We start from the raw sequence: 11,686 nt of genomic DNA, 5'->3' as shown, positions 1-11,686 counted from the left end.
GCGCCCCCCGGGACGAGCGGGGCGGGGGGCAGACGGGGGGGGGGTGGCCCCGGGGGGGGCGGACGAAAAACAAAAGTTTTTTTCTAATGACCCCCCCAGGGGGAGGATCGGTTTTTTGGGCGCCCAAAAAATGGGCCCGGGCCGGGAAGTGCGGCGGGGGGGGGGGGGGGGGGGGGCGGGCCCCGGGGGGCGCCGCGCCGGGGCGGGGGGGAGCTCCCCAGGGCCCCGGGGCGCGGGCGCCCGCCTCTACAGGAGGGCCGCAGGCCCTCTACCACCCAGCCGCGTTATCTTTTACAATTCGCCTACGTTTATCAGGCTAAGCCCGCGTCCCGACGCGGGTTTTTTTCATGTTACCCTTCGGGCCATCAGCGGCCCGATTCCATTGGAGACATCCCATGGCGCTGGAGCGCACCCTTTCGATCATCAAGCCGGACGCCGTTGCCAAGAACGTCATCGGCGAAATCTACGCCCGCTTCGAGAAGGCCGGCCTGAAGGTCGTGGCCGCCAAGTACAAGCAGCTGTCCCGTCGTGAAGCCGAAGGCTTCTACGCCGTGCACCGCGAGCGTCCGTTCTTCAACGCGCTGGTCGAGTTCATGATCTCCGGCCCGGTGATGATCCAGGCCCTGGAAGGCGAGAACGCCGTCCTGGCCCACCGCGACCTGCTGGGCGCCACCAACCCGAAGGAAGCCGCGCCGGGCACCATCCGCGCCGACTTCGCCGAATCCATCGATGCCAATGCCGCCCACGGCTCGGACTCGGTCGAGAATGCCGCGATTGAGATCGCCTACTTCTTCGCCGCCACCGAAGTCGTCTCGCGCTGAGAGTAATGCCGTGAACGAGGTCGTACAGTCCCCCGCCATCCAGCCGCTGCCGAAGTCGGCACCCACGGCTGGCAAGCAGAACCTGCTCGACCTCGATCGCGCGGGCCTGGAGAAGTTTTTCGTCGAGGTCCTCGGCGAAAAGAAGTTCCGTGCCCATCAGGTGATGAAGTGGATCCACCATCGCTACGTCACCGACTTCGATGAAATGACCGACCTCGGCAAGGTCCTGCGCGCCAAGCTGCAGGCCCATGCCGAGGTGCTGGTTCCCAACATCGTGTTCGACAAGCCCTCCGCCGACGGCACCCACAAGTGGCTGCTGGCGATGGGCGTGGATGGCAAGAACGCCATCGAGACCGTGTACATCCCGGACAAGACCCGTGGCACGCTGTGCGTGTCCTCGCAGGTCGGTTGCGGCCTGAACTGCACGTTCTGCTCCACCGCCACCCAGGGCTTCAACCGTAACCTGACCACCGCCGAGATCATCGGCCAGGTGTGGGTTGCCGCACGCCACCTGGGCAACGTGCCGCACCAGATGCGCCGCCTCACCAACGTGGTGATGATGGGCATGGGCGAGCCGCTGATGAATTTCGACAACGTCGTGCGCGCCATGAGTGTGATGCGCGACGACCTGGGCTACGGCCTGGCCAACAAGCGCGTGACCCTGTCGACCTCTGGCCTGGTGCCGCAGATCGACCGCCTGTCTGCCGAAAGCGACGTGTCGCTGGCGGTGTCGCTGCATGCGCCGAACGACGCGCTGCGCGAGACGCTGGTGCCGCTCAACAAGAAGTACCCGATCGCCGAGCTGATGGCCTCGTGTGCACGCTACCTGCGCGCCAACAAGCGCCGCGAGTCGGTCACCTTTGAATACACCCTGATGAAGGGCATCAACGACAAGCCCGAGCATGCCCGCGAGCTGGCCCGCCTGATGCGCCAGTTCGACAACGCGGTGCAGGCCAAGGATTCGGGCAAGGTCAACCTGATCCCGTTCAACCCGTTCCCGGGCACCCGCTACGAGCGTTCGGAAGAAGCGCACATCCGCGCCTTCCAGAAGATCCTGCTCGACAGCAACGTGCTGACCATGGTCCGCCGCACCCGTGGCGACGACATCGATGCCGCCTGTGGCCAGCTCAAGGGCCAGGTAATGGACCGCACCCGCCGCCAGGCGGAGTTCAACAAGACGCTGCAGGCGGGGAAGGGGAGCGATGCCGCGGCCTGACCGCCTCTGGCTGGTTCTGTTCGTGGGCGTGCTGGCCGTTGCGGTCGGCGGCTGCAAATCCCATCCCAAGGCCAAGCTTGGGCCGAGCCAGGCGCCGGTCTATTCGGTGGCTGACCCGGAAAGCGTGCGGCGCGAAGTGCGCTGGCGCGACCTGTTGACCCTGGCGACCCGTGACATGCAGGTCGGCAATCTCGACGCCGCCGAGCGCAAGGTGCGCGAAGCGCTGAAGCTGGCGCCCGAGGCGCCCGATGCGCTGGTGCTGCAGGCCGGCATCGATGACCGTCGTGGCCGCACCCGCCAGGCGGGCGAGAATTTCCGCAAGGCCGCCGAGCTGGCGCCGCAGCGCGGGGACGTGCTCAACAACTACGGTGCCTGGTTGTGCCAGCAGGGCCAGCCGGCCGAATCGCTGGTCTGGTTCGACCGGGCGCTGCAGGCGCCGGGCTATGCCACCCCGGGCGAAGCGCAGGCCAATGCCGGCAGCTGCGCACTGGACGCTGGGCAGCTCGAACGTGCCGAGCGCGACCTGCGCGCGGCACTCGTCACGGCGCCGGCCAACCCGGTGGCGCTGGAGTCGATGGCCCAGCTGAGCTTCCGCCAGGGCCGCTACATGGAGGCCCGGGCCTTCGCCGAACGTAGGATTGCGGCTGCACCCGCAACGCGTTCCGTGTTACAACTTGCGTCTCAAATCGAAGCGAGGCTGGGCGATCGGGCGGCATCTGATCGCTATCTGCAGCGGATTCGACAGGAATTTCCGCAGGATGCGGGCTCCTAACTCCAGGGTTGATGCATTGTGATTGATGACCAGACTGTGAGCGCTCTCGAGACTGCGGCCGGCTGCGGCACCCGCCTGCGCCAGGCCCGTGAAGCGGCCGGACTGACCCTCGAAGATGTCGGCTCGCGCCTGCGCATGCCGGTCCAGGTGGTCAAGTCCCTGGAAGAGGAACAATGGCAGAAGCTGGGGGCGCCGGTGTTCGTGCGCGGCCAGCTGCGCAGCTATGCGCGCCTGCTCGACGTGGACGTGGGCGAGCTGCTGGAACAGGCCCAGGTCGGCCCGGTGGTTCCGCCCACCCTGGTCAGCCATACCCATACCCCGCGTGCGCGCCGCATTGCCGAGAACCTCGGCCGGCGCGCGCTGTACGTGGGCATCACCGCCGTGCTGGCGGTGCCGGTGTGGTTCGCCACCCGTGGCCACTTCGACGGCAGCGCGACCCCGTCGCCGAGCACCGCCTCGCTGGACGTGATCCCGGCCGCCGTGCCGGTCACGCCGTCCGCAGCCGGTAGCGAGACGGCCGCCCCGGCCGAAGCGGCCATGGCCCCGGCCAGCAAGCCGGCGGCCACCCCTTACGTCGCCTCGCTGGCCCCGGTGCCGCGCCCGGCACCGGCCCCGGCTGCCGGCAATGCGCTGGAAATGCAGTTCAGCGGCGACAGCTGGGTCGACATCGGCGGCCCGGACGGCAGCACCGTCGAGAAGGCACTGATCAAGTCCGGCGAGACCCGCAGCTTCACGCCGGGCCAGGTGACCCGGGTGACCCTGGGCAACGCCTCGGCGGTCCAGGTTGAGCAGAACGGCGCTATCGTCGATCTGACCCCCTACCAGCGAGCCAACGTGGCACGCTTTCAGGTATCCTCTGAAGGCTCCGTAGTCCCGGTTTCGCACTGAGGCGCGGTTTCACCACCTTCGATTAAACCCAATGGTCCCTCCCGACGGGCGGGGCGAGAGTACGCATGGCGATCGACGATCTGCTCGACGAGCACGAACAAAGTGAACGCGTCCGCAGCTGGCTGCGGAAGAATGGCGCCAGCATCCTCGGTGGCGTAGTCATCGCCATCGGTGCCATTGCCGGCTGGCAGTGGTACCAGAAGGATCAGGGCAGCAAGCTGGCCTCGGCCAACGTCGAGTACCAGAAGGCCCTGCAGGGCCTGCAGCAGAACAAGCTTGACGACGCCGCCAAGGCGGTCAAGGCGCTCGAAGCCGGCCCGTCCAGCATCTACGGCGACCTCGCGGCGCTGCAGCTGGCCAAGGCCCAGGTCGACGCCGGCAAGAACGAAGAGGCACTGGCCACCCTGCGCAACGTGAAGGTCGAAGGCGACCTGCAGCGCGTGGTCGACCAGCGTGTGGCCCGCCTGCTGGTGGCCACCGGCAAGAGCGACGAGGCCATCAAGCTGCTGGGCAGCGCCACCGACAGCAGCAGCCTGGAAATCCATGGCGATGCGCTGATGGCGCAGGGCAAGCGCGATGAGGCCCGCGTACAGTACGAGAAGGCGCTGAAGACGCTGGACGTGGCAGCGCCGCAGCGGCGCTTGCTGGAAACCAAGGTTATGGACGCCGGCGGCACCGTTGCCGCCCCTGCGGAGTCGGTTTGATGAGTCAGAAGGTCATGATCACCCGCGTCGCCACCGTGCTCCTGATGGGCATGGCCCTGACCGGCTGCGGCACCATGAAGGGCTGGTTCGCCGGCAAGGACGCGGCGGCGAAGAAGGCACAGGAACCGGCTGAGCTGGTCAAGTTCGAGCCGACCGTGAAGGTCAGCAAGATCTGGTCGGTCAACCTCGGCAAGGGCGAGCGTCGCATCGGTGTGCGCCAGGGCCCGGCGGTGGCCAACGGCCACGTGTTCGCTGCGGCGATCACCGGTGGCGTGCACGCCATCGACCTGCAGACCGGCAAGAAGGTCTGGACCTGGGAGCCGAAGAAGGAAAAGAAGAAGGCCAAGCTGCGCTTGTCCGGCGGCCCGGGTGTCGGTGAGAACCTGGTCGTGATCGGCACGCTGGATGGCCAGGTCATCGCGCTGGACATCAACGACGGCAGCGAGAAGTGGCGCGCCCGTGTTCCGGGTGAAGTGATCGCCGCGCCGGCCGTTGCCCAGGGCATGGTCTACGTGCGCAGCAACGACGGTCGTGTGACCGCCTTCGATGTCGGCAACGGCACCCAGAAGTGGTTCAACCCGAGCGAGCTGCCGGCGCTGACCGTGCGCGGCAACGCGCCGGTGGTGACCGGCCCGGGCGTGCTGTTCATCGGCAAGGACGAGGGCGCGGTTGCGGCCCTGGCCCAGCAGGATGGCCGCACGCTGTGGGAACAGAACCTCGGCAACGGCGAAGGCCGCACCGAGCTGGAGCGCATGGCGGACGTCGACGGCGCACCGGTGCTCGACGGCAACACCCTGTACGTGAGCAGCTTCAAGAACCAGACCATGGCCATCGAAGGCCCGACCGGTCGCCCGCTGTGGGCGCGCGACCATGGCGGTGCCGGTGGCGTGGCGGTATCGTCCGGCAATGTGTTCGTGACCGACAACAAGGGCGGCGTGTTCGGCCTGGACAAGGCCAGCGGCGCAGCCATGTGGTCGCAGACGGCACTGGCCCGTCGCTCCCTGACCGGCCCGGCACTGCACGGCGACTACGTCGTGGTCGGTGACTACAAGGGATACGTGCACTGGTTGCAGACCTCCGATGGTGCGATGGCGGCACGGGCAAAAAGTGGCGGCGACGCCCTGCTGGCCCAGCCGGTCGTCGTAGACGGGGTGCTGCTGGTGCAGAACGTGGATGGCAAGCTGACCGCCTTCCGGTTGGCAAACTAAAAAATTGGAGTAATCGCGATGCTGCCTCTGGTCGCCCTGGTTGGACGGCCGAATGTCGGCAAGTCGACTATTTTCAATGCGCTTACGCGCACCCGTGACGCGCTGGTCCATGACCAGCCCGGCGTCACCCGCGACCGCAACTACGGTGTCTGCCGCCTCGACGAGGACAACCATTTCCTCGTCGTGGATACCGGCGGTATCGCCGGGGAAGACGAAGGCCTGGCCGGCGCCACCACGCGCCAGGCCCGTGCGGCCGCGGCCGAAGCCGACCTGATCCTGTTCGTCGTCGATGCCCGCGAGGGCACCTCGGCGCTGGACGACGAGATCCTGGCCTGGCTGCGCAAGCTGTCGCGCCCGACGCTGCTGCTGATCAACAAGATCGACGGCACCGACGAGGACAGCGTGCGTTCCGAGTTCGCCCGTTACGGCTTCGGCGAGATGCTGACCGTCTCGGCCGCGCATCGCCAGGGCCTGGACGATCTGTTGGACGAAGTGATCCAGCGCCTGCCGGAAGAAGGCAGCGGTGAAGAGCTGGACAACGATCCGAACCGCATCCGCATCGCCTTCGTCGGCCGCCCGAACGTGGGCAAGTCGACCCTGGTCAACCGCATCCTCGGCGAGGAGCGCATGATCGCCTCCGACGTGCCGGGTACCACCCGCGACTCGATCGCGGTGGACCTGGAGCGCGACGGCCGTGAGTACCGCCTGATCGACACCGCCGGCCTGCGCCGTCGTTCGCGCGTGGATGAGGTCGTCGAGAAGTTCTCGGTGGTCAAGACCATGCAGTCGATCGAGCAGTGCCAGGTGGCCGTGCTGATGCTCGACGCCACCGAAGGCGTGACCGACCAGGACGCCACCGTGCTCGGTGCCGTGCTCGATGCCGGCCGCGCGCTGGTGATCGCCATCAACAAGTGGGATGGCCTGACCGAGTACCAGCGCGAGCAGGCGGAAACCATGCTGTCGCTGAAGCTGGGCTTCGTGCCGTGGGCCGAATCGGTGCGCATCTCGGCCAAGCACGGCTCGGGCCTGCGTGAGCTGTTCCGTGCGGTGCATCGTGCGCACGAATCGGCGAACAAGACCTTCACCACCAGCGAAGTGAACAAGGCGCTGGAAGTGGCCTACGAGACCAACCCGCCGCCGACCATCCGCGGCCATGTCTCCAAGCTGCGCTACGTGCACCCGGCCGGTTCCAACCCGCCGACCTTCATCGTGCACGGCACGCGCCTGAAGGAACTGCAGGAGTCATACAAGCGCTACCTGGAGAACTTCTTCCGCAAGCGCTTCAAGCTGATCGGTACGCCGGTGAGCTTCATCTTCCGCGAGGGTACCAACCCGTACGAGGGCAAGAAGAACGTCCTCACCGAGCGGCAGGTCAAGGCCAAGCGGCGCTTGATGAAGCACGTCAAGGGCAAGTGATTCACGGGAAGGCGGCCGCAGGGCCGCCTTCTTCGTTCGCGCTCCCACCGGTAGTGCCGGCCGCTGGCCGGCAACCTCGCGTCGCCCGGTGCGTTCATGGCCATGCCGGCCAGCGGCTGGCACTACCCCATGTTTGCAGGTATCGGTCAAGGCGGCCTGCCGCCACGTGCGCGATAATGCGGCCATGAGCATCCAAGAGCTTTCCCCCGCGCAGGCACGCGAGCGCCTGGCCCATGGCGCGGTGCTGATCGATGTGCGCGAGGCGCACGAACGGGCCGGCGGCATGGCCGAGGGCGCGCGCGGCGTGGCCAAGGGCGAGCTGCAGGCCGACCCGGCCGCGCATCTGCCGCAGCGCGACCAGGAGATCCTGCTGATCTGCCAGAGCGGCAAGCGCTCGGCCGATGCCGCGCAGTTCCTGCTGGAGGCCGGGTACGCCCAGGTCGCTTCCGTGACGGGCGGTACCGTGGCCTGGCGCGAGCAGTCGCTGCCGCTGGTGCAGCCGCTGGCCAGTGCCGCCGACCGCGATTTCTTTGATCGTTATTCGCGCCACCTGCTGCTGCCACAGGTGGGCGAGGCCGGCCAGCGCCGGCTGCAGGATTCGCGCGTGTTGATGCTGGGTGCGGGCGGCCTTGGTGCGCCGGCCGGCTTCTATCTGGCCGCCGCCGGGGTAGGGCACCTGCGCTTCGCCGACCACGACCGCGTGGAGCGCAGCAACCTGCACCGGCAGATCGTGCATACCGAAGCCAGCGTCGGCCAGCTCAAGGTCGATTCCGCGCGCGAGCGGCTGCTGGCGTTGAATCCGTCGATCGAGGTCGAGGCGGTGCCGGAGCGGGTGACCTCTGAGAACGTGGATGCGCTGCTCGAGGGCGTGGACGTGGTGCTGGATGGCTCGGACAACTTCCCGCTGCGCTACCTGCTCAACGACGCCTGCATCAAGCACGCCAAGCCCCTGGTCTATGCCGCTATCGAGCGCTTTGACGGCCAGGTAAGCGTGTTTGACGCTGGCCGCCAGCGTGGCGTGGCGCCGTGCTACCGCTGCCTGTTCCCCGAGCCGCCGCCGCCGGAGTTCGCGCCGAACTGTTCCGAGGCCGGGGTGCTGGGCGTGCTGCCTGGCCTGGCCGGCGTGCTGCAGGCCACCGAGGTGCTGAAGCTGCTGCTGGGCATCGGTGAGCCGCTGGTCGGTCGCCTGCTGCGCTTCGATGCGCTGGGCATGCGCTTCCGCGAGACCGGCATCCGGCCGGACCCGCATTGCCCGGTGTGTGCGCCGGGCGTGCCGTTCCCGGGGTATATCGATTACGCCGCGTTCTGCCGGGGTGGTTGAACCCGGCCGGGGCATCATCCACGCATGGCGTGGATCTACCGACGCATTAGTAGATCCACGCCATGCGTGGATGGATGTATCGGGTTTCGGGATGATGCTGGGGATCGCTCCCTGCATCGTTCCATCGCCAAGACAATCCGGCGCAACATGCGTGCTATTGCCGTCATCGGCATTGCTCTATTGTTGAACCCGATTCTGGATCTCGGGGAACACACCGCATGGCGGTAGAAGCAGCGACCAGCGAGCTGGTCAAGGTCGTCGCCCTGCTGGGCGCGGCGGTGGTGATGGTGCCTTTGTTCCGCCGGGCCGGCCTGGGCTCGGTGCTGGGCTACTTCGCCGCTGGCCTGGCGATCGGACCGTTCGGGCTGGGCTGGTTCTCCGACCCGCAGGCGATCCTGCATACCGCCGAGCTCGGCGTGGTGATGTTCCTGTTCGTGATCGGTCTGGAAATGCGGCCCTCGCACCTGAGGGGCCTGCGCAAGGAGATCTTCGGGCTGGGCACGCTGCAGATCGTCACCTGTGCGCTGGTGCTGACCAGCATCGCCAAGCTGTTCGGGCTGCCGTGGCAGGTGGCCTTCATCGGCGCCACCGGCTTCGTGCTCACTTCCACTGCGGTGGTGATGCAGCTGCTGGCCGAGCGCGGTGACATCGCGCTGCCGTCGGGGCAGAAGATCGTTTCGATCCTGCTGTTCGAAGACCTGCTGATCGTGCCGTTGCTGGCGCTGGTGGCCTGGATGGCGCCGGGCGCGGGCAGTGCCGGCGGCGATGGTTCGCGTTGGCTGTCGGTGGCGATCGGCGTGGGCGCCATTGTCGGCCTGGTGCTGGTCGGCCGCTTCCTGCTCAATCCGCTGTTCCGCGTGTTGGCCGAGTCGAAGGCGCGCGAGGTGATGACCGCCGCCGCGCTGCTGGTGGTGCTGGGCGCCGCGCTGTTGATGCAGCTGTCCGGCCTGTCGATGGCGATGGGCGCGTTCCTGGCCGGCGTGCTGCTGAGCGAATCCACCTTCCGCCACCAGATCGAAGCGGACATCGAACCGTTCCGCGGCATCCTGCTAGGCCTGTTCTTCCTCAGCGTCGGCATGGCGCTGGACCTGGGCGTGGTGGCCGGCAACTGGCAGCTGATCCTCGGCCTGGTGCTGGCGTTGATGGCGGCCAAGGCGCTGTGCATCTACGTGGTCGCGCGCGTCATGGGCAGCGACCACGCGCAGGCGCTGGACCGCGGCGTGCTGATGGCGCAGGGCGGCGAGTTCGCCTTCGTGCTGTTCTCCGCCGCCGCCTCGGCCGGCGTGATCAACCTGGAGATCAATGCCAACTTCACCGCCGTGGTAGTGCTGTCGATGGCGCTGACCCCGCTGGTGGTGCTGGTCTACAAGCGCATCGCGCCGAAGCCGACGGTGAACATGGACGGCGTGGACGAGGCCGATGGCCTGTCCGGCAGCGTGCTGCTGATCGGCTTCGGCCGCTTCGGCCAGGTCGCCAGCCAGTCGCTGCTGGCGCGCGACGTGGACGTGACCATCATCGACAACGATGTGGAGATGATCCAGAGCGCGGCGCGCTTCGGTTTCAAGATCTACTACGGCGACGGTACGCGACTGGACGTGCTGCATGCCTCGGGCGCGGCCACCGCACGTGCGATTGCGGTGTGCGTGGACAAGGCCGAGGCGGCTGACCGCATTGTTGAGCTGGTGTCGCACGAGTTCCCGCAGGCAAAGCTGATGGTGCGCTCGTTCGACCGCGAGCATTCGCTGCGGCTGATCCATGCCGGTGTCGATTTCCAGATCCGCGAGACGTTCGAGTCGGCGGTGCTGTTCGGCCAGGCCGCGCTGGTGGAACTGGGTGCGGACGAGGACGATGCGATCGAAATTGCCGAGCAGATCCGTCGCCGCGACGCCGAGCGCTTCGAGCTGGAGATTGCCGGTGGTGGTCTGAATGCCGGCGCCAAGATGGTGTTCGGCAATTCCGGCCAGGGCGTGCCGACGCCGACGCCGTTCACCGCGCCGAAGCGGGCAAGCAAGACGTTGAACCCGCAGGACGTGCCGGAAGAGGAAGAGTAGAGCCGAGCCCATGCTCGGCTGCTCTTCGGTCGGGTTGCGATAACGCCGCGCTGCGCGCGTGAGCCGAGCGTAGGCTCGGCTCTACAAGGGCGGGCGGATCGGAGCCGTGGCGGTGGGCGAGGGGGCCTGAATCAGGGACAATAGCGTCCCCGCCGCCCCACGCCTGCTCCCGATGACCGATTCCGCCCCCCAGCATCCTGCCCGCATCCTTGATGGCCGCCGCATCGCCGAGGACCTGCTCGACAGCCTGAAGGTGCGCGTCGACGCCCGCGTGGCCGCCGGCGGCAGCCGCCCGGGCCTGGCCGTGGTGCTGGTGGGGGGCGATCCGGCCTCGACCGTGTACGTGCGCAACAAGCGCCGTGCCGCCGAGAAGGTCGGCATCGAAGCACATGACTACGATCTGCCGGCCGGTACCACCGAGGCCGAGCTGCTCGACCTGATCGACCAGCTCAACGCCGATCCGAAGATCAACGGCATCCTGATCCAGCTGCCGCTGCCGGGCATCCCCGACGCGCGCCGGCTGATCCAGCGCATCGACCCGCGCAAGGACGTGGACGGCTTCCACCCGGAAAACGTCGGCCACCTGGCCCTGCGCGAGTTCGGCCTGCGCCCGTGCACCCCGCGCGGCATCACCACGCTGCTGGGCCACACCGACCAGCCGGTGCGTGGCCGCAACGCCACCATCGTGGGCGTCAGCAACCACGTCGGCCGCCCGATGGGCCTGGAGTTGCTGATTGCCGGCTGCACCGTGACCAGCTGCCACAAGTTCACCCCCAAGGACGTGCTGGAACAGGCCGTGCGCAACGCCGACATCCTGGTGGTGGCGGTGGGCCGCCCGGGCATCGTGCCGGGCGAGTGGGTGAAGCCGGGCGCGGTGGTGATCGACGTCGGTATCAACCGGTTGGATGACGGCCGCCTGGTGGGCGACGTCGGGTTTGAGGCGGCGGCCCAGCGGGCCAGCTGGATCACCCCGGTGCCGGGTGGTGTGGGCCCGATGACCGTGGCCACGTTGATGCAGAACACCCTGGAAGCGGCGGAAGCGCTGAGCTGACCTCACCTGGGGCTGTTCTCAGGTGTCTGAGGGAAAGTGCGGACCAACGGTCCGCACCCACCAAAGGCGCTTCAGGGCTGGCTCGGGTGATCCTCTCAAGGTGGGTGCCGACCGTTGGTCGGCACAATGCCGGTGCACAGGTATATGAAGGCAGTGCGGACCAACGGTCCGCACCCACCAAAGGCGCTCCAGGGCTGGCCCGAGTGATCCTCTTAAGGTGGGTGCCGACCGTTGGTCG

10 protein-coding genes are annotated in these 11,686 nt (G+C 67.6%); all 10 read left to right on the top strand.

The window, feature by feature from the left end; translation table 11 throughout:
- The first annotated feature begins 395 nt into the window (after positions 1–395).
- The 10 genes from ndk (at position 396) to folD (ending at position 11,448) form a co-directional block, all read left to right on the top strand.
- On the top strand, positions 396–821 hold the full coding sequence (gene ndk, locus WDC87_RS17275) for a nucleoside-diphosphate kinase (protein WP_005409295.1): 426 nt from the start codon (positions 396–398) through the stop codon (positions 819–821).
- Between the two features lie 10 nt (positions 822–831).
- On the top strand, positions 832–2,037 hold the full coding sequence (rlmN, locus tag WDC87_RS17270; RefSeq protein ID WP_005409296.1) for a 23S rRNA (adenine(2503)-C(2))-methyltransferase RlmN: 1,206 nt from the start codon (positions 832–834) through the stop codon (positions 2,035–2,037).
- On the top strand, positions 2,024–2,809 hold the full coding sequence (gene pilW, locus WDC87_RS17265) for a type IV pilus biogenesis/stability protein PilW (protein WP_252744853.1): 786 nt from the start codon (positions 2,024–2,026) through the stop codon (positions 2,807–2,809). Before rlmN ends, pilW begins: the two co-directional genes overlap by 14 nt.
- Positions 2,810–2,827: 18 nt before the next feature.
- Positions 2,828–3,697: a RodZ domain-containing protein gene (locus tag WDC87_RS17260; RefSeq protein WP_252744852.1), complete on the top strand. Its 870-nt coding sequence runs from the start codon at positions 2,828–2,830 to the stop codon at positions 3,695–3,697.
- A gap of 65 nt (positions 3,698–3,762) precedes the next feature.
- The gene (locus WDC87_RS17255) at positions 3,763–4,401 is read left to right on the top strand and encodes a tetratricopeptide repeat protein (protein ID WP_061477900.1); all 639 of its coding nucleotides are present in this window, start codon (positions 3,763–3,765) and stop codon (positions 4,399–4,401) included.
- Entirely contained in the window at positions 4,401–5,609 is a 1,209-nt protein-coding gene (bamB, locus tag WDC87_RS17250) for an outer membrane protein assembly factor BamB (protein WP_111007940.1), read from the top strand. Before WDC87_RS17255 ends, bamB begins: the two co-directional genes overlap by 1 nt.
- Before the next feature lie 18 nt (positions 5,610–5,627).
- Positions 5,628–7,025, top strand: a complete 1,398-nt coding sequence (gene der / locus WDC87_RS17245; RefSeq protein WP_005413118.1) for a ribosome biogenesis GTPase Der — start codon at positions 5,628–5,630, stop codon at positions 7,023–7,025.
- A 184-nt stretch (positions 7,026–7,209) separates the two neighbouring features.
- Positions 7,210–8,346 (top strand): molybdopterin-synthase adenylyltransferase MoeB, encoded by a 1,137-nt coding sequence (gene moeB / locus WDC87_RS17240; protein ID WP_252744851.1) that lies wholly within the window; start codon positions 7,210–7,212, stop codon positions 8,344–8,346.
- Positions 8,347–8,564: 218 nt separating this feature from the next.
- Complete coding sequence (locus WDC87_RS17235; protein ID WP_252744850.1) at positions 8,565–10,397, top strand: monovalent cation:proton antiporter-2 (CPA2) family protein; 1,833 nt, start codon at positions 8,565–8,567, stop codon at positions 10,395–10,397.
- A 172-nt stretch (positions 10,398–10,569) separates the two neighbouring features.
- Complete coding sequence (folD, locus tag WDC87_RS17230) at positions 10,570–11,448, top strand: bifunctional methylenetetrahydrofolate dehydrogenase/methenyltetrahydrofolate cyclohydrolase FolD (RefSeq protein ID WP_049402332.1); 879 nt, start codon at positions 10,570–10,572, stop codon at positions 11,446–11,448.
- Positions 11,449–11,686: the final 238 nt, after the last annotated feature.

The sequence above is a fragment of the Stenotrophomonas maltophilia group sp. Smal12 genome (genome assembly GCF_037079935.1).
Taxonomy (GTDB): Bacteria; Pseudomonadota; Gammaproteobacteria; order Xanthomonadales; family Xanthomonadaceae; genus Stenotrophomonas; species Stenotrophomonas sepilia.
Note: the sequence above shows the minus strand (reverse complement) of the source record. Positions and strands in the feature narration are given on the sequence as shown.